General features: G+C 73.9%; 1 protein-coding gene. It reads left to right on the top strand.

From position 1 onward, the window contains the following. The first annotated feature begins 50 nt into the window (after window positions 1–50). Window positions 51–20,639, top strand: coding sequence for an SDR family NAD(P)-dependent oxidoreductase (locus ACTWNK_RS32225; protein WP_474308680.1), 20,589 nt, complete (start codon window positions 51–53; stop codon window positions 20,637–20,639). Window positions 20,640–20,643 lie beyond the last annotated feature (4 nt).

The raw sequence follows: 20,643 nt of genomic DNA, 5'->3' as shown, positions 1-20,643 counted from the left end.
GCCGGGCGTGTGCGCGCCCGGCCCGGAGGCGATCAAGGAGCGATGACACCGTGGGGCATGATTCGGACCAGCTGACGTGGGGACTGTCCGCCGACGGCGCGGGCACGCTGCGGGCTCGTGCCGCCGCGCTGCTCGGCGAGTTGGACGGCAGGCCGGACTGGCGCGCTGCCGACATCGGCTGGTCGCTCGCCTCCCACGGCGGCGATGCCGGGAGCGGGGTGCTGGCGGCGATCACGGCGGCCGATCCGGCCGGGTTCCTCCAGGCGCTGCGGGCCCTGGCCGAAGGGCATGCGGCTCCCGGGCTGACCGAGGGCGGGCCCGCGTCCGGTGGCGTCGTGTTCGTCTTCCCCGGGCAGGGCTCGCAGTGGCAGGGCATGGCGGCGGACCTGCTGGCGTCCTCGCCGGTCTTCGCCGCCCGGATGCGCGAGTGCGCCGCGGCCTTCGCCCCCTATGTGGACTGGTCGCCGCTCGACGTGGTGCGCGAGGCGCCCGGCGCCCCTTCGCTCGATCGCACGGACGTGGTGCAGCCCGTGCTGTTCTCGATCATGATCTCGCTGGCGGCGCTGTGGCGTTCGTACGGCGTCGAGCCTTCGGCCGTACTGGGGCACAGCCTGGGCGAGGTCGCGGCGGCGGTCGTCGCCGGAGCGCTCACCCTCGACGACGGCGCCCGCGTGGCGGCGCTGTGGAGCCGGGCCCAGGCGACGTTGTCGGGCACCGGCGCGATGATCGCGGTGCCGATGCCGGAGGAGGACGTCAGGGCGAGGCTCGCCCCCTATGCGGGACGCCTGGAGATCGCCGCCGTGAACGGCCCCGGCGCGGTCATCGTCTCGGGCGACCGCACGGCGGCCATGGCCCTGCTCGCTGCCTGCGAGCGCGACGGCGTCAGGGCGCGTGCCATCGGCGTCGACCTGGCCGCGCACTCCGCGCACATCGACCGCATCACCCCCGGCCTGCGGCGCAGCCTCGCGCCGATCCGCCCGGCTGCGCCGACGGTCGCCTTCTACTCCTCCGTGCACGGCGCGCTCCTGCCGGGCGACGTGCCGCTCGACGCCGACTACTGGTGCCGCAACCTGCGCAGCACGATCCGCTTCGACCAGGCCGTGCGCGCCGCGCTGGGCGACGGCATGGGCGTGCTGCTGGAGATCAGCCCGCATCCCGTGCTCACCGCCGCGATGGAGCAGAGCGCCGAGGCGTGCGGGCTTCCCGCCTCGGTGCGGGCCTCGCTGAGGCGGGGGCAGGCCGGTCAGGCTCAGGTCATGCGCACGCTCGGCGAGCTGTTCGTCGACGGCGTCGCCCTCGACTGGGCCGCCGTGTACGCCGGGCACGACGCCCGTGTCGTGCCCCTGCCGGTGGCCTCCGATGCCGCCGCGCCGCAGGAGTCGTCGCTGCGCTCGCGGCTGGCCGCCATGCCGGAGTCCGGGCAGCGGGCCTTCCTGCTCGACCTGGTGAGCGGGGAGATCGGCGCGCTGCTCGGCACGTCAGGGGCCGTCGCGCCCGGCAGGCCGTTCAAGGAGCTGGGCTTCGACTCGGTGACCGCACTGGAGATCCGCGCCAGGATCGGCAGGGCGGTGGGCCTGACGCTGCCGGTCACGATGGTGTTCGACCATCCGACGCCCGCCGAGGTGGCCGAGTACGTCCGCCTCACCCTCACCGGCGCCGAGCCGCACGCGGAGGAGTCGCCCGCCGGATCGCCCGCCGACGACCCCGTCGTGATCGTCGGCATGGCGTGCCGCTATCCCGGTGCGGTCGCCTCGCCCGAGGACCTGTGGCGGCTGGTGCGCGAAGGGGCCGACGTCGTCGCGCCGTTCCCCACCGGCCGGGGCTGGGACCTGGCCGGTTCCTACGACGCGGACACGCGCCCGCCGGGAACGTTCTACCAGGGCGAGGCCGGATTCCTGACCGGTGTCGACGGGTTCGACGCCGACTTCTTCGGCATCTCGCCCCGCGAGGCGCTGGCGATGGACCCGCAGCAGCGGCTGCTGCTGGAGACGTCGTGGGAGGCGTTCGAGCGGGCCGGGATCGTGCCCGCGTCGCTGCGCGGCAGCCGTACCGGTGTGTTCGTCGGGGCGATGACGATGGACTACGGGCCGCGCCTCGACCAGGGCAGCGCGGTCGAGGGGTATGTGTTCACCGGCAACACCGGCAGCGTCATGTCCGGCCGCCTGTCCTACCAGTACGGCTTCGAGGGACCGGCGCTCACCGTGGACACGGCGTGCTCGTCGTCGCTGGTGGCCCTCCACCTCGCGGTGCAGGCCGTACGGCGTGGGGAGTGCTCGCTGGCGCTCGCGGCCGGGGTCACGGTGATGTCCGGCGTGGGGATGTTCGTGGAGTTCTCCCGGATGGGCGGCCTGGCCCCCGACGGCAGGAGCAAGGCGTTCGCGGAGCAGGCCGACGGGTTCGGGCTGGCCGAAGGCGTCGGCGTGCTGGTCGTGGAGCGGTTGTCGGATGCTCGGCGTCTTGGGCATCGGGTGTTGGCGGTGGTGCGGGGGTCGGCGGTGAATCAGGACGGGGCGTCGAATGGTTTGACGGCTCCGTCTGGTCCGGCGCAGCAGCGGGTGATTCGTGCGGCTTTGGCGGATGCGGGGTTGGTGTTCGCGGATGTGGATGTGGTGGAGGCGCATGGGACGGGGACGGCGTTGGGTGATCCGATTGAGGCGCAGGCGGTTTTGGCGACGTATGGGCAGGATCGGGAGCGGCCGGTCTTTCTGGGGTCGTTGAAGTCGAACATCGGGCATACGCAGGCGGCTGCCGGGGTCGGCGGTGTGATCAAGATGGTGCTGGCGCTTGGTCATGGGGTGCTGCCGCAGTCGTTGCATGTGGATGAGCCGACGTCGCAGGTGGATTGGTCGGCGGGTGCGGTGTCGTTGCTGACGTCGGAGAGGGCTTGGCCCGAGGTGGGCAGGGCTCGGCGGGCCGGGGTGTCGTCGTTCGGGGTGAGCGGGACGAACGCCCATGTGGTGCTGGAGCAGGCGCCTGCGGAGGAGCCTTCCGCGATGCGTGAGCCCGGTGGGCTGGTGGTGTTGCCGGTCTCGGCGCGGAGTGCGGCTGCGGTGGAGGAGCAGGCGGCGCGTTTGGCGGCATTGATGGCCGATCCGGATATGTCGCCCGGCGATGTGGGCTGGTCGCTGGCGATGACGCGTTCGGTTTTGGAGTACCGGGCTGTGGTGGTCGGTCGTAGTCGGGAGGAGCTGGTCGAGGGGCTGGCGGATGTTGCTGCGGTGCGTGCGTCCGACGGGGGTGTGGTGTTCGTTTTCCCTGGTCAGGGGTCGCAGTGGGCGGGGATGGCGGTGGAGTTGCTGGAGTCGTCGCCCGTGTTCGCCGCACGCATGACGGAATGTGCGCAGGCGCTGGGCGAGTTCGCCGACTGGGACCTGTTCGGCGTCTTGGGCGATGCCGGGGCGCTGGAGCGGGTTGATGTGGTGCAGCCTGTGTTGTTCGCGGTGATGGTGTCGCTCGCGGCGGTGTGGCGTGCGCATGGTGTTGAGCCTGTGGCTGTGGTGGGGCATTCGCAGGGGGAGATCGCGGCTGCGTGTGTCGCGGGGGCGTTGAGCCTGCGGGATGCGGCCCGGGTGGTCGTGTTGCGCAGTCAGGCGATCGGCCGGTCGCTGGCGGGTCGGGGCGGGATGGTGTGGGTGCCCGCTTCGGTGGCGGAGGTCGAGGCGGCCGGGCTGGACGGTGTGTCGGTGGCGGTGGTCAACAGTGCGGCCTCGACCGTGGTGTCCGGCGAGCCCGGGGCGTTGCAGGAGGTCCTGGAGCACTGGACGAGCGCCCGCCGGGTGCCGGTGGACTACGCCTCCCACTCCGGGCAGGTGGAGGTGCTGCGCGAGGAGCTGCTGGACGTCCTGGACGCGGTGGAGCCGCTGGCGCCGCAGGTCCCGTTCTTCTCCACCGTCACCGGTCGTTACGAGGAGCGCCTGGACGCCGCCTACTGGTACGCCAACCTCCGCAACCCCGTACGTTTCGACCAGGCCGTCGACGCCCTGGCGGGCAAGGTGTTCGTCGAGTGCAGCCCGCATCCGGTGCTGGTGCCGCTCGGCACCCTGCGACGCGGCGAAGGCGGCCTCGACCGGCTGGTCGCCTCGATCGCCGAGGCACACGCGCACGGCGCCTCGGTCGACTGGGCCACGCTCATCCACGGCAGCCGTGTCGACCTGCCCACCTACGCCTTCCAGCACGAGCGCTTCTGGTGGGACGAGCAGGCTCCCGTCGTGCTGGACGCGGCCGGGCTGGGGCTGCTCGCGGCCGAGCATCCGCTGCTGGGGGCCGTGGTCGCCCTGCCGGAGTCCGGCGGGTTCCTGTTCACCTCAAGGATCTCCCTGGCCGCGCAGCCGTGGCTCGCCGATCACGCGGTGAACGGTGTGGCGCTGCTGCCGGGCAGTGCGTTCGTCGAGCTGGTCGTGCGCGCGGGGGATCAGGCGGGGCTCGGCCTGGTCGAGGAGCTGGTGCTGGAGGCGCCCCTGGTGCTGCCCGCCGACGGCGGCGGGGTCCGGCTCCAGGTCACGCTGGAGGGGCCGGACGAATCGGGACGGCGTCGCGTCGCGGTGCACTCGCTCGGCGAGCAGGCTCCGGACGAGGCGGACTGGACACGGCACGCCACCGGCGTACTGGCCCCCGAACCGGTCGAATCGGCCGCCGGGCTCACGCAGTGGCCTCCGGCCGCGTCCCCGGTCGCGATCGACGACGCCTACGACCTGCTGAGCGCCAGGGGCTACGACTACGGGCCGCTGTTCAGGGGCCTGCGCCGGGTGTGGCGGCGCGGCGACGAGCTGTTCGCCGAGGTCGGGTGTGAGCTCACGGTCGACGGGTTCGGCCTTCATCCCGCGTTGCTCGACGCTGCCCTGCATGCCGTGCTGCTCGGCGAGGAGGGCGGGGTCGTGCTGCCCTTCTCCTGGCGGGACGTCCGCCTGCACCGCACCGGCGCGACCGAGCTGCGCGTGCGCCTGTCGCCCGCCGCCGACGGGCTGGCCGTACAGGTGGCGGACCGGGCGGGCAATCCCGTTCTCAGCGCCGGGGCGCTGGCGCTGCGGCCGGTCGCCGACGGCGCGGCCGTACGGCATGAGGGCACGCTGCTCACGGTCGGGCAGGTGCAGGTCACGCTGCCCGAGGCGGTGGAGCCGGTGTCGGTCGCGGCCTTCGGCGAGCTCGACCCGACGGCCGCCTACCCGGACGCGGTGGTGCTCGCGGCGACGGACGCCGTACACGTGCTCGGCGTGCTGCAGGCCTGGCTGGGCGACGAGCGCGCGGCCGGGTCGCGGCTGGTGGTGGTGACACGCGCGGCGGAGACCGATCAGGAGCAGGCCGCTGTGCGCGGGCTGGTCCGCACGGCGATGTCCGAACACCCTGGGCGGTTCGTGCTCGTGGACGCCGACGCGCCCGAGCGGGTGCCCGCGCTCGCCGCCGGGCTGCTGGCGGCGGGCGAGCCGGAGCTGTCGGTGTCGGGCACGACGGTCTCGGCGCCACGCCTGCGTGCCGTCGAGCCGGCCGGCGGCGTGCTGCCCTGGACGGGCGACGACTGCGTGCTGATCACCGGCGGCACCGGCACGGTCGGCATAGCCGTGGCCCGCCACCTGGTGGTCGCGCACGGCGTAGGCCGCCTGGTGCTGCTGAGCAGGCGCGGGCCGGACGCGCCCGGCGCGAGCGCACTGCTCGCCGAGCTGGACGCCGAGGTGAGCGTGCTCGCCTGCGACGTGACCGACCGCGACGCCGTCGCCCGTGTGCTGCGCGAGCACCCGGTCACCGCCGTCGTGCACGCCGCCGCCGTCCTGGACGACGGCATGCTGGGATCGCTGACGCCCGCGCGGCTGGCCGCCGTGCACGCGGCCAAGGCCGGTGCGGCGCTCGTCCTGGACGAGCTGACACGCGACCGTGAGCTGACGGCGTTCGTCCTGTTCTCGTCGATCGCGGGCACCCTGGGTACGGCAGGCCAGGGCAACTACGCGGCGGCCAACAGCGCGCTCGACGCCCTCGCCGCCGCCCGGCGTGCGGCCGGTCTGCCCGCGACGTCGATCGCCTGGGGCCTGTGGGCCGAGACGAGCGAGCTGACCGGCGACCTCACCGGCGCCGACCTGGCCAGACTGGCACGCTCCGGGATCACCCCGCTGGCCACGGCGGACGCGCTGGAGCTGTTCGACGCCTCCCTGCGCGAAGGCGCGAGCACGACCGTGGCGCTCAGGCTCGACCACACGGCGCTGCGGTCGAGGGCGGCGGGCGGCTCGCTGCCCGCCATGATGCGCGGCCTCGTCCGCACCACGGCCAGGCGAGCCGAGGCGGCGAACATACGGCCGGACGCGGCGCTGAGCAGGGAGGAGCGGCTGGGCGTGGTGCTGCGTGCCGTACGCGAGCAGGTCGCGGGCGTGCTGGGCCACGGTTCGGGCGCGGCGGTGCGGGCGGAGCGGGCCTTCGGCGAGATGGGGTTCGACTCGCTCACCTCGGTCGAGCTGCGCAACCGGCTCGGCGCGCGCTTCGGGCTGCGACTCCCGGCGACGCTCGTGTTCGACCACCCGACCCCGGCGGCGGTGGCCGAGTTCCTCGTGGCCGAACTGGAGGGCGCGGTCACGAGGAACTCGCCTGCCGCCGCCGGGCCGAGGACGGACGAACCGATCGCGATCATCGGGATGAGCTGCCGCTACCCCGGCGGGGTCGCCTCGCCGGGCGACCTGTGGCGGCTGGTGGCAGGCGGCGGGGACGCGATCGGCGCGTTCCCCGCCGATCGCGGCTGGGACCTGGCGAACCTGTTCGACGACGACCCCGACCGCGTCGGGCGCAGCTACGCCAGGCACGGCGGCTTCCTGGAGGGGGCGGCCGAGTTCGACGCCGCCTTCTTCGGCATCTCGGCACGCGAGGCCACCGCGATGGACCCGCAGCAGCGGCTGCTGCTGGAGAGCGCGTGGGAGGCGTTCGAGCACGCGGGCATCGCGCCCGACTCGGTGCGCGGCAGCCAGACGGGCGTGTTCGCCGGTGTGATGAACGGCGGGTACGGCACCTGGCGGACGGACCGGGCGGGCGAGGTCGAAGGCTATCTGGCCAGCGGGAACGCCGCCAGCGTCGCCTCGGGTCGCATCGCCTACACGCTCGGTCTCGAAGGCCCGGCGCTGACCGTCGACACGGCGTGCTCCTCGTCGCTGGTGGCCCTCCACCTGGCCGTCCAGTCGCTGCGCCGGGGCGAGTGCGGTCTGGCGCTGGCCGGTGGGGTGAGTGTGATGTCGTCGCCTTCGCTGTTCGTCGAGTTCAGCAGGCAGCGCGGCCTCTCGCCCGACGGGCGCTGCCGCTCCTTCAGCGACGACGCCGACGGCACGGCGTGGGGCGAGGGCGTCGGCGTGCTGCTGCTGGAGCGCCTGTCGGACGCCCGGCGTCTCGGGCATCGGGTGCTGGCGGTGGTACGGGGGACGGCGGTCAACCAGGACGGCGCGTCGAACGGGATGACGGCTCCGTCAGGCCCGGCGCAGCAGCGGGTGATCCGCGCGGCCCTGGCGGACGCGGGACTGGCGTTCGCCGACGTGGACGCGGTCGAGGCGCACGGCACGGGCACGGCGCTCGGCGACCCGATCGAGGCCCAGGCCCTCCTGGCGACCTACGGCCAGGACCGGGAGCGCCCGCTCCTCCTGGGCTCGCTGAAGTCGAACATCGGCCATGCGCAGGCGGCAGCCGGGGTCGGCGGCGTCATCAAGATGGTGCTCGCGCTCGGCCACGGCGTGCTGCCGAGGTCGTTGCACGTGAGCGAGCCGACCTCGCACGTCGACTGGTCGGCCGGTGCGGTGTCGCTGCTGACGTCGCAGGTGGAATGGCCCGAGACAGGCAGGGCGCGCCGGGCGGCGGTGTCGTCGTTCGGGGTGAGCGGCACCAACGCGCACGTGGTCCTGGAGGAGGGGGAGCCGCTGCCCGCGAGCCCGGCCGAGCCGCCCCCGGTCGTGCCGTGGGTGGTGTCGGCCCGCACGCCCGCCGCGCTGGAGGCCCAGCTCGCGCGGTTGCGCGCCTTCGCCGGCGCCGATCCCGGCCTGGACGTGCTGGACGTCGCGCACACGCTGGCCACCGCGCGCGCGAACCTCCCGCATCGGGCGGTCGTGCTCGGCCGCGACCGTGCCGAACTGCTCGCCGGGGCCGAGCCGGTGCGCGGCGAAGGCGGGACCGAGCGGCGGGTGGCGTTCGTCTTCCCCGGCCAGGGCTCGCAGTGGACGGGCATGGCTCTGGACCTGCTGGAGTCCTCGCCGGTGTTCGCCGCCCGCATGACCGAGTGCGCGCGGGCGCTGGCCGAGCACACCGACTGGAACCTGTTCGACGTGCTCGGCGACGCCGAGGCGCTGGAGCGCGCCGACGTGGTGCAGCCCGCGCTGTTCGCGGTGATGGTGTCGCTGGCCGAGGTCTGGCGCTCCTACGGGGTACGGCCCGCCGCCGTGGTCGGGCACTCGCAGGGCGAGATCGCCGCCGCGTGCGTCGCGGGCGCGCTGAGCCTGCGGGACGCGGCCCGGGTGGTCGTCCTGCGCAGTCAGGCGATCGCGCGATCCCTGGCCGGGCGCGGCGGCATGGTGTCGCTCGCCCTGCCCGCCGACGAGGTCGCACCGCTCCTGGCGCCCTGGGGCGGCAGGCTGGGCGTCGCCGCCGTCAACGGGCCCGGCGCCACCGTGGTCTCCGGCGACGCCGACGCGCTCGGCGAGTTCGTGGCCGCGTCGGGTGCCAAGGTCATCCCCGTGGACTACGCCTCGCACTCCGCGCACGTGGAGGAGATCCGCGAGGAACTGCTCGGCCTGCTCGCGCCGATCGAGCCCAGGACGTCCGCCGTGCCGTACCACTCGGCCGTCACCGGGGAGCGGCTGGACACCGCCGGGCTCGACGCCGCGTACTGGTATCGCAACCTGCGCGAGAGCGTGCGTTTCGACCTGGCGACGGCGAGCCTGCTCGACGCGGGGATCGATGCGTTCGTCGAGGTCAGCGGTCATCCCGTGCTGACGCCCTGGATCGCGGGGAGCGCCGAGCGCGCCGGGCGGGACGCGGTCGTCGTCGGCACCCTGCGCAGGGGCGAGGGTGGGCCGGCACGGCTGCTCGCCTCGGTGGCGGAGGCCTGGACGCAGGGCGTGGCCGTGTCGTGGGCCCAAGGGGGCGGCGGGCGCGTGGTCGACCTGCCGACCTACGCCTTCCAGCGCACCAGGTACTGGCTGGAGGCGGCGGCGCCCGACACCGGCGGGCACAGGTACGGCATCGGCTGGCGGCCGGTCGCCGACGAGCCCGCGCGCCGCCTGTCCGGCACGTGGCTCGTGGTCGGCGACGGCTCGGACGTGCCCTTCGCCGAGGCGCTGCAGGCGCGGGGCGCGCGGGTGCTGGCCGTACGGCGGGAGGAGGTGGACGCCGTGCGTGGTGCGGCGTTCGCCGGGGTGCTTTCGCTGGTCGCGCTCGCCGGGGAGGACCCGCTCGGGGCGACGCTGGACCTGCTGCGGGCCGTTCCGGACGCGCCGTTGTGGACGGTGACCAGGGCAGCGGTCGCGGCCGACGTGCCCGACGTCGACCAGGCGGGCGTCTGGGGCATCGGACGGGTGGCCGCGCTGGAACGCCCCGCCGCCTGGGGCGGGCTGATCGACCTGCCCGCCGAGGCCGACACCGACGTGGGCACCTACGCGCTGCTCGCCTCCGTGCTCGCCCTCGGCTCGGAGGACCAGGTCGCCCTGCGTCCGTCCGGCGCCCTGGCCAGACGCCTGGTCCACGCCCCCCGTACGGCGGGCGGCGGCTCGTGGCGGCCACAGGGCACCGTGCTGATCACCGGCGGCACCGGCGCGATCGGCGCCCACTTCGCCCGCAGGTTCGCCCGCGACGGCGCCGAGCACATCGTGCTGGCCGGTCGCCGGGGTCCGGCCGCGCCCGGCGCCGCCGCCCTTGAGGCCGAGCTGACCGCACTGGGCGCCAGGGTCACCCTCGCCGCCTGCGACGCCTCCGACGCCGCCGCCCTCGCCGCCCTGGTCGGCACCGTCGAGGCGGACGGGCCGATCAGGACCGTCGTCCACGCGGCCGGCGTCCCGCACCTGGAAGACCTGGACACGCTCACCCCGGCGCAGACGCGTGCCGTACTGGCGGGCAAGGTCGCGGGCGCGCGGAACCTGGACGCGCTCCTCGACCGCGAGCTGGACGCGTTCCTTCTGATCTCGTCGGCCGCGGGCGTCTGGGGCGGCAGCGGCCAGGGCGCCTACGCGGCGGCCAACGCCATGCTCGACGCCCTGGCCGTGCGCAGGCGCTCCCGTGGCCTGCACGCCGTGTCGCTCGCCTGGGGCTCCTGGGCGGGCGAGGGCATGGCCGAAGGGGAGGCGGGCACGCGCTTCCAGCGGCTCGGGCTGAACCTCATGCGCCCGGACGACGCCCTGGCGATCGCCTACGAGGCGCTGGCCGACGACCTGACGTTCCTGGCCGTGGCCGACGTCGACTGGGACAGGTTCGCCGCGACCTACACCGTCAACAGGCCGAGCCCGCTGCTCGCCGACCTGCCCGAGGTACGGCGAGCCCTCGCCCCGGCGCCCACCACCGCCGTGGCCGCCGTGCCCGCCGCCGACCGGCGCAGGGCCGTGCGCGAGATCGTGCGTGCGGCCGTCGCCGCGGTCGTGGGCGGCACCGGCGAGGCGGAAGGGCGCACGTTCAAGGAGCTCGGCTTCGACTCGATGACCGCGGTGGACATCCGGGGCCGGCTGTCGGCCGCGACCGGGATCAAGCTGCCCAGCAGCCTCATCTTCGACCACCCGACCCCCGACGCCCTCGTCACGCACCTGCTGGAGCGCCTCTACGGCGTCACGCCCCCGGCCGCTCCCGTCGTGACGCGCCCGGCCGACGAGCCGATCGCGATCGTGGCGATGAGCTGCCGCTACCCCGGCGGGGTGGAGTCGCCGGACGACCTCTGGAACCTGGTCGCGGCCGGGGCCGACGTGATCGGCGAGTTCCCCTCCGACCGGGGCTGGGACCTGGGCGGGCTCTACCATCCCGACCCCGAGCACCCCGGCACCTCCTACACCAGGCACGGCGGCTTCCTGGAGGGGGCGGCCGAGTTCGACGCCGCGTTCTTCCGCATCTCGCCCCGCGAGGCCACGGCGATGGACCCGCAGCAGCGGATCGTGCTGGAGACGTCGTGGGAGGCGTTCGAGCGGGCCGGGCTGGACCCGGTGTCGTTGCGCGGCAGCCGTACCGGTGTGTTCGTCGGGGCCAGCGGCCAGGACTACGGGCCACGGCTGCACGAGACGCCGCCGGGGCTGGAGGGGCACTTCCTGACCGGTGGGCACGACGCGGTGATCTCCGGCCGGGTCGCCTACCAGCTCGGCCTCGAAGGTCCCGCGCTGACCGTGGACACGGCGTGCTCCTCGTCGCTGGTGGCGCTGCATCTGGCCGCCCAGTCGCTGCGCCGGGGCGAGTGCGAGCTGGCGCTGGCCGGTGGGGTCGCGGTGCTGTCGTCGCCGGGGGTGTTCGTGGAGTTCAGCCGTCAGCGGGGGCTGGCCGCCGACGGGCGCTGCCGCTCGTTCTCGGCATCGGCGTCGGGCACCGCGTGGGCGGAGGGCGCGGGCATGCTGGTCCTCGAACGGCTGTCGGACGCGCGCCGCAACGGCCATCCCGTGCTGGCGATCGTCAGAGGCTCGGCGATCAACCAGGACGGCGCCTCCAACGGGCTGACCGCGCCCAACGGGCCCGCGCAGCAGCGGGTGATCCGGGACGCGCTGGCCGACGCCGGGCTGTCGGTCGCGGACGTGGACGCGGTCGAGGCGCACGGCACGGGCACGACGCTGGGCGACCCGATCGAGGCGGAGGCGCTGCTCGCCACCTACGGGCAGGACCGGGAGCGCCCGCTGTACCTGGGGTCGCTGAAGTCCAACCTCGGCCACGCCCAGGCGGCTGCCGGGGTCGGCGGGATCATCAAGATGGTCGAGGCCATGCGGCGCGGTGTGCTGCCGAAGACCCTGCACGTCGAAGAGCCGACGCCGCACGTCGACTGGAGAAGCGGGGCGGTCGAACTGCTGACCGAGCAGCGGCCCTGGCCCGAGACCGGCCACCCGCGCCGCGCCGGTACGTCGGCGTTCGGCGTCAGCGGCACCAACGCGCACGTGATCATCGAACACGTCCCCGACGACTCCCCACAGGCCGCCGCCGCGGACGAGGACGCGCCCGTGCCCGTGCTGGTGCCGTTGTCCGCCCGAGGTCAGGACGGGCTGCGCGCGCAGGCCGCCCGGCTGCGCGGCTTCGTCGCCGACGACCCCGGGATGTCCCTCACGGCACTGGCCAGATCGCTGGGCACGGCGCGATCCGGGCTGCCCGACCGCGCCGCCGTCCTGGCCGGCGACCGGCAGGGCCTGCTGCGCGGGCTCGACGCGCTGGCGCGGGGCGAGCAGGCTCCCGATCTGGTCAGCGGCACGACCGGGGCGCACACGGGCGGGTTCGCCGTGCTCTTCCCAGGCCAGGGGGCGCAGCGCGTCGGCATGGGCGGCGAGCTGGCCGAGGCGTTCCCCGCCTACGCGGCGGCGTTCGACGCCGTGGCCGCCGAACTGGACGCGCACCTGGACCGCCCGCTGCGCGAGGTGATCGCCGACGACTCCGGCGCGCTCGACCTGACCGGCTACACCCAACCGGCGCTGTTCGCGGTCGAGGTGGCGCTGTTCCGGCTGCTGGAGTCGTGGGGGCTGCGGCCGGCCCATCTGGTCGGCCACTCGATCGGCGAACTGGCCGCCGCCCACGTGGCGGGCGTGCTGTCGCTCGGCGACGCCGCCGCACTCGTGGCCGCGAGAGGACGGCTGATCCAGGCCCTGCCGTCCGGCGGTTCGATGGTCGCCGTCCAGGCCGGTCCCGACGTCGTGCTCCCGCTGCTCGGGGACGGCGTCGGCCTGGCCGCACGCAACGGTCCCGACGCCGTGACGATCTCCGGCGACGAGGACGCGGTCGCCGAGGTCGTCGCCGCGCTCACCGCCCGATCGGTCAAGACCCGGCGCGTCCGGGCCAGCCACGCCTTCCACTCCCATCGGATGGACCCGATGCTGGCCGACTTCCGCGAGGTGCTGGCCGGGCTGGACTTCAGGGCGCCCGAACTGCCCATCGTCTCCACCCTGACCGGCGCACCCGCCTCGGCGGCCGAGCTGTGCTCACCCGACTACTGGGTCCGCCAGGTGCGTGAGCCCGTGCGCTTCCACGACGCCGTGCGTCATCTCGCGGCCGACGGCGTGCGCGCCTTCCTGGAGCTGGGGCCGGACACCGTCCTGTCGTCCCTGGTCGACGCGCCGGTCTCGGTGTCGGTCTGCCGCAGGGACAGGCCGGAGGCGCCGACGCTGCTGAGCGCGCTGGCGACCCTGCACACGCACGGCGTCTCGCCCGGCTGGAGCGCCCTGTATCCCGGGGCCGGGCGCGTCGACCTGCCGACCTACGCCTTCCGGCGGCGGCGCTTCTGGTTCGACGGCACCCAAGGGCTGGTGAACGGGGTGACCAGGCTCGCCGACTCCGGCGGCGTCGTGCTCACCGGCAGCCTGTCGGCCGCGACCCGGCCATGGCTGGCCGACCACCAGGTCAAGGGCACGGTCCTGCTGCCCGGCACCGCGTTCGTCGAGCTGGCCGTACGCGCCGCCGACGAGGTGGGCGCCACGCTGGTCACCGAGCTCACACTGGAGACGCCGCTGGCCTTCCACGGCACGGCGTCGGCCGAGATCCAGGTGCACGTCGGTACGGCGGACGACTCAGGCGAGCGCCCCTTCACCGTGCACTCCCGCCCCTCGGCCGGCACCCCGTGGACCCGCCACGCCACAGGCACCCTCGGTACGGCACCGCCGCAGGCCCCCGAGCCGATGCCCTGGCCCCCGGCCGACGCGACGCCGATCGACGTGGAGGAGGTACGGGCGACGCTGGTCGAACGCGGATACGACTACGGTCAGGCGTTCGGCGGGCTGCGCGCGGCCTGGCGGCGCGAGGAGGAGTGGTTCGCCGAGGTCGTCCTGCCCGACGGTGTGAACGCCGACGGCTTCGTCCTGCATCCGGCGCTGCTGGACACCGCACTGCAGCCGCTCGTACTCGGTCACACCGGACCGGCCAGACTGCCCTTCTCCTGGCAGCGCGTGCGCGTGCACGCCGGTGGCGCGACCGTGCTCAGGGCCAGGCTGACGACCTCGGGCGACGGCTTCGCGGTCAGCCTCGCCGACGGGGAGGGGCAGCCGGTCCTGACGGCGGGGCCGGTGCGCATGCGGCCGGTCGCGGGCGGCCTCGACGCTCCCGTACGCCTGTTCACCGTCGAGCACGTCCCCGCCCCGGCCGTCGAACGGCCGTCGGACGCGGCGGCCGAGGTCCTGGTCGTCGTCGACGCCGCCCAGGTGCTGGACGCCCTGCGCAGGCATCTCGCCGGGCCCGGCGACGGCCCGCTGGTCGTCGTCACCACGAACGCGGCACACGACGTGACACACGCCGCCGCGGCCGGGCTGGTCAGATCGGCGCAGAACGAGCACCCCGGCAGGTTCGTCCTGGCCGACACCGGGACCGGCCTGCTCTCACCGCAGGAGCGCGCCCGGATCCTGGCCCTGGACGAACCCGAGGTGGTGATCGCCGAAGGCCGCGTCCTGCTGCCCCGCCTCACCCCCGCCACGGGCGGCGCGCCGGTGTGGTCGCCCGGCGACTGCGTGCTCGTCACCGGCGGCGGCGGCACCCTGGGCGGCCTGGTCGCCAGGCACCTGGTCACCAAGCACGGCGTGCGCAGGCTCGTCCTGGCCGGTCGCCGCGGGCAGGCACCAGACGGCATCGCCGGCCTGGACGCCGACATCGCGGTGGTCGCCTGCGACGTGACCGACCGCGAGGCCGTGGCCCGGCTGCTGCGCGAGCACCCGGTCACCGCCGTCGTGCACGCCGCCGGGGTGCTCGACGACGGCATCGTCGAGTCGCTCACCCCCGAGCGCCTGGAGCGGGTCATGGCCCCGAAGGTCACCGGCGCCCGCATCCTGGACGAACTCACGCGCGACCGCGACCTGACGGCCTTCGTCCTGTTCTCCTCGGCAGCGGGCGTCCTCGGTACGGCGGGCCAGGGCAACTACGCCGCGGCCAACGCCGCACTCGACGCACTCGCCCGTGCCCGCCGTGCCGAAGGGCTGGTCGCCACCTCGCTCGCCTGGGGCATGTGGGCCGAGGCGAGCGCCATGACGGGCACGCTGAGCGCCGCCGACCGCGCCAGGCTCGGCCGCTCGGGCCTGGCCAGGCTGGACACACCGGACGCGCTGGCCATGCTCGACGCCGGAGCCGGCGGTTCGTCCGCGTGCTACGTCGCCGCCTCACTGGCTGCGAGCTCCCCGGGCACGGTCGATGTGCCGCCGCTGCTGCGCGCCCTCGTCCGCGTCCCGCTCCGCCGTGCCTCCGCCGCACGCCCCGGCCCGGCGCGACCCGGCCGCGAAGGCGTGCTCGACCTGGTACGGCAGGCCGTCGCCGAGGTGCTCGGCCACCAGGACGCGCGCTCGGTGGACGCCGGGCGCGCCTTCCAGGACCTGGGCTTCGACTCGCTCACCGCGGTGGAACTGCGCAACCGGATCAACACCGCGTTCGGCCTCAAGCTGCCCGCGACGCTCGTCTTCGACCACCCGACGGCGACGGCACTGGCCGAGCGCGTCCAGGCCGAACTGTCCGGCGACACCACGCCCCCGCCGGACGGCCAGGCCGCACCCGGGACGACGCCGGACGACGACCCGATCGTCATCGTGGGCACGGCCTGCCGCTACCCCGGCGGCGTCGACTCGCCCGAGGCGTTGTGGCGGCTGGTCGCCGAAGGCAGGGACGCCATCGGCGACTTCCCCGCCGACCGGGGCTGGGACCTGTCGAAGCTGTTCGACGACGACCCCGCGAGCCACGGGCACAGCTACGCCAGGCGCGGCGGCTTCCTGCGCGAGGCCGCCCTGTTCGACGCCGACTTCTTCGGCATCTCGCCCCGCGAGGCGCTGGCGATGGACCCGCAGCAGCGGCTGCTGCTGGAGACGTCGTGGGAGGCGTTCGAGCGGGCCGGGATCGACCCCGCGTCGCTGCGCGGCAGCCGTACCGGCGTGTTCGCGGGTGTCATGGCCGGGGACTACGCCAGCCGGATCAGGCACGTGCCCAAGGAGGTGGAGGGCTTCCTCGGCAACGGCAGCACGGGCAGCATCACCTCGGGTCGCATCGCCTACACCTTCGGCCTGGAGGGCCCCGCCCTGACCGTGGACACGGCGTGCTCGGCGTCGCTGGTGGCCATGCATCTGGCCATGCAGTCGCTGCGCCGGGGCGAGTGCTCGCTGGCGCTGGCCGGTGGGGTGACCGTGATGTCGTCTCCCGTGTCGTTCATCGAGTACAGCAGGCAAGGGGCACTGGCGCCCGACGGGCGGTGCAAGTCGTTCAGCGACGACGCCGACGGTACGGCGTGGGGCGAGGGCGTCGGCGTGGTCGTGCTCGAGCGGTTGTCGGATGCTCGGCGTCTTGGGCATCGGGTGCTGGCGGTGGTGCGGGGGTCGGCGGTGAATCAGGACGGGGCGTCGAATGGTTTGACGGCTCCGTCTGGTCCGGCGCAGCAGCGGGTGATTCGTGCGGCTTTGGCGGATGCGGGGTTGGTGTTCGCGGATGTGGATGTGGTGGAGGCGCATGGGACGGGGACGGCGTTGGGTGATCCGATCGAGGCGCAGGCGGTTTTGGCGACGTATGGGCAGGATCGGGAGCGGCCGGTTTATCTGGGGTCGTTGAAGTCGAATCTGGGGCACACGCAGGCCGCTGCCGGGGTCGGCGGGGTCATCAAGATGATCGAGGCCATGCGGCGCGGAGTGTTGCCGAGGTCGTTGCACGTGGGAGAGCCGACGTCGCGGGTGGACTGGTCGGCGGGTGCGGTGTCGTTGCTGACGTCGGCGGTGGAGTGGCCTGAGGTGGGGCGGGTTCGGCGGGCCGGGGTGTCGTCGTTCGGGGTGAGCGGGACGAACGCCCATGTGGTGTTGGAGGAGGCGCCTGAGGTTTCGGCGGCTGTCGTCCGGGGTGGCGGTGGCGGTGGGCTGGTGGTGTTGCCGGTCTCGGCGCGGAGTGCGGCTGCGGTGGAGGAGCAGGCGGCGCGTTTGGCGGGTGTGGTGGCCGATCCGGATATGTCGCCCGGCGATGTGGGGTGGTCGCTGGCGATGACGCGTTCGGTTTTGGAGTACCGGGCTGTGGTGGTCGGTCGTAGCCGGGAGGAGCTGGTCGAGGGGCTGGCGGACGTGGTCCCGGTGCGTGCGTCCGACGGGGGTGTGGTGTTCGTTTTCCCTGGTCAGGGGTCGCAGTGGGCGGGTATGGCGGTGGAGTTGCTGGAGTCGTCGCCGGTGTTCGCGGCGCGGATGGATGAGTGTGCGCGGGCGCTGGGCGAGTTCGCCGACTGGGACCTGTTCGGCGTCTTGGGCGATGCCGGGGCGCTGGAGCGGGTTGATGTGGTGCAGCCTGTGTTGTTCGCGGTGATGGTGTCGCTCGCGGCGGTGTGGCGTGCGCATGGTGTTGAGCCTGTGGCTGTGGTGGGGCATTCGCAGGGGGAGATCGCGGCTGCGTGTGTCGCGGGGGCGTTGAGCCTGCGGGATGCGGCCCGGGTGGTCGTGTTGCGCAGTCAGGCGATCGGCCGGTCGCTGGCGGGTCGGGGCGGGATGGTGTGGGTGCCCGCTTCGGTGGCGGAGGTCGAGGCGGCCGGGCTGGACGGTGTGTCGGTGGCGGTGGTCAACAGTGCGGCCTCGACCGTGGTGTCCGGCGAGCCCGGGGCGTTGCAGGAGGTCCTGGAGCACTGGACGAGCGCCCGCCGGGTGCCGGTGGACTACGCCTCCCACTCCGGGCAGGTGGAGGTGCTGCGCGAGGAGCTGCTGGACGTCCTGGACGCGGTGGAGCCGCTGGCGCCGCAGGTCCCGTTCTTCTCCACCGTCACCGGTCGTTACGAGGAGCGCCTGGACGCCGCCTACTGGTACGCCAACCTGCGTCGGCCGGTGCGTTTCGACCAGGCCGTCGACGCCCTGGCGGGCAGGGTGTTGGTCGAGTGCAGCCCGCATCCGGTGCTGGTGCCGCTCGGTACGTTGCGACGCGGGGAAGGCGGTCTCGATCGGCTGGTCGCCTCGATCGCCGAGGCGCACGCGCACGGTGCTTCGGTCGACTGGGCCACGCTCATGGACGGCCATCGTGTCGACCTGCCCACGTATCCCTTCCAGCGGGAGCGGTTCTGGCTGGATGACGGGGTGGGTTCGGTGGCTGACGTGGCGTCGGCGGGGTTGGAGCCAGCTGGGCACGCGATGTTGGGTGCGGCGGTGCCGTTGGTGGCTACGGGTGGGTTCGTGTTCACGGGACGGGTGTCGGCGTCGTCGTATCCGTGGCTGGCTGATCACCGTGTGCGAGGTGTGGTGGTGGTGCCGGGTTCGGTGTTCGTCGAGTGGGTGCTGCGCGCTGGTGACGGTGTCGTGGAGGAACTCACCCTGGTCGCCCCGTTGGTGCTGGGCGAGGCATCCGTACAGGTCCAGGTGTCGGTCGACGGCGGCGACGAGGCCGGGCGGCGGCAGGTGTCGGTGCACGCGCGTGGCGAGAGCGGCGAATGGGTGCTGCACGCCAGCGCCACCGTCTCGCCCGATGGCCCCACGACATCGAACGACCTGCTCGCCTGGCCGCCTGCCGGCGAGGCCGCTGACGTCACCGCACTGTACGAGCGGCTGGCCGCGTCCGGGCAGGAGTACGGATCGGCGTTCCGCGGGGTCCGGGCGGCCTGGTGGTCCGGGGACGAGGTGTTCGCCGAGGTCGAGTGCGCCTTGCCGGTCGACGGGTTCGGTATTCATCCCGCACTGCTCGACGCCGCGCTGCATGCGACCACTCTGATCTCCGACGCGGACTCGCCTCGGCTGCCGTTCTCGTGGAGTGGGGTGCGGTTGTACGCGTCTGGGGCTTCGGGGGTGCGGGTTCGGGTGTCGCGGGTGGGTGAGGACACGTTCGCGGTGTTGGTGACGGATGTGGCAGGGGTGCCGGTGTTGTCGGTGGATGCGCTGGTGGTGCGTCCGATGGTGGTGGTTGAGGGGGGTGATCTGTATCGGCCGGTGTGGGTGGAGGCCGGGCCTGTGGAGGCGGTGTCGTGCGTGGAGGGTCTGGACTTCGAGGGTCCGGTGTCCGCTGCTGCGATGGTGGTGCGGGTGGGCTCTGGTGATGTGCGTGAGGTGCTGGGCGAGGTGCTGGCGTTGTTGCAGCGCTGGCTGGGGGAGGAGCGTTTCGCCGGCGCGAGGTTGGTGCTGGTGGTGCGGCCGGGTGATGTGGTGGCGGGTGCGGTCGGGGGCTTGGTGCGGTCGGCGTCGTCGGAGCATCCGGGCCGGTTCCAGGTCGTCGAGGCGGAGGATCTGGGCGATGTCGAGCGGGTGGCGGGGCTGGACGAGCCGGTGGTTCGTGTCGTCGACGGGACGGCGTATGTGCAGCGTGTGGAGCGGATGCACGCTGAGTCGGCGGAGGTGGATCTGGGGGATTGCGTACTGATCACGGGCGGCACGGGGACGTTGGGCGCGTTGGTGGCCCGGCATCTGGCCGGGCGTGGGGTGTCGCGTTTGGTGCTGGTGAGTCGTCGTGGCCTGGACGCGCCGGGGGCGAGGGAGCTGGCGGCCGAGGTGCCGGGTGTGGAGGTGGTGGCGGCCGATCTGGCGGACCGCACGGCCGTGGCAGAGCTGTTCCGGACATATCCGGTATCGGCGGTGGTGCATGCCGCCGGGGTGCTGGATGACGGCTTGGTGGAGTCGCTGACGCCGGGGCGCTTTGAGGAGGTGTTGCGGTCGAAGGTCGACGTGGCGATGCATCTGCACGAGCTGGCCGGTGCCGATGTGCGGGCGTTCGTGTTGTTCTCTTCGGCGGCCAGCGCCTTTGGTGCGGCAGGCCAGGGCAACTACGCGGCGGCGAACGGCTTCGTGGACGCGTTGGCCGAGCATCGTCGGGCCGCCGGGCTGCCCGCCACGTCGATCGCCTGGGGCCTGTGGGAGGAGACCAGCGAGCTGACGGCCGGTGTCGACCAGCGTCGCATCGCCGTATCGGGTGTCCGGCCGCTGTCGACGTCCCGAGGGCTGGCCCTGTTCGACCAGGCGCTGGCGTCGGGCGAGGCCACGGTCGTCGCCGCACGTCTGGACATGGCCGCCCTCCGGGCCAGGGCGGAGAGCGGGACCCTGCCTACGGTGCTCCGAGGCCTGGTCCCGATCACCACGCGCCGGGTCGCGGCGGTGGCCAGGGAGGGATTCGCCCAGCGTGTGGCCCGGTTGCCTCAGGCGGGCCGTGAGCAGGGTGTGGTCTCGATGGTGCTGGCCGAGACGGCAGCCGTGCTCGGCCATCGCGCGGGTGACGGCATCCGGGCGGATCGGGACTTCAAGCAGCTCGGCTTCGACTCGCTCACCGCCGTGGAGCTGCGCAACCGGCTGGTCACGCTGACCGGGCTGCAGCTGCCCGCCAGCCTCGTCTTCGACCATCCCAGCCCACAGGCGCTCGCCGCCCACCTGCTGCGGGAGCTCGGCCCGGACGAGGACCACGCCCTCAGGGAGGCCATCGCGGCGATCTCCCTGGACACCCTGCGCGACAGCGGCCTCCTTGAGCGCCTGCTCCAGCTCGCCGGACGGGGTGCGCCGACCGCACGCCGTACCGAAGGACAGATCGACTCCATGGACGCCGACGCGCTCATCTCCATGGCGCTCGGCGACACGGACTCCTGACGAG

Source organism: Nonomuraea sp. IBHARD001 (assembly GCF_056106265.1).
The sequence above is the reverse complement of the archived record's forward strand: the minus strand, read 5'-3'. Positions and strand labels throughout refer to the sequence as shown.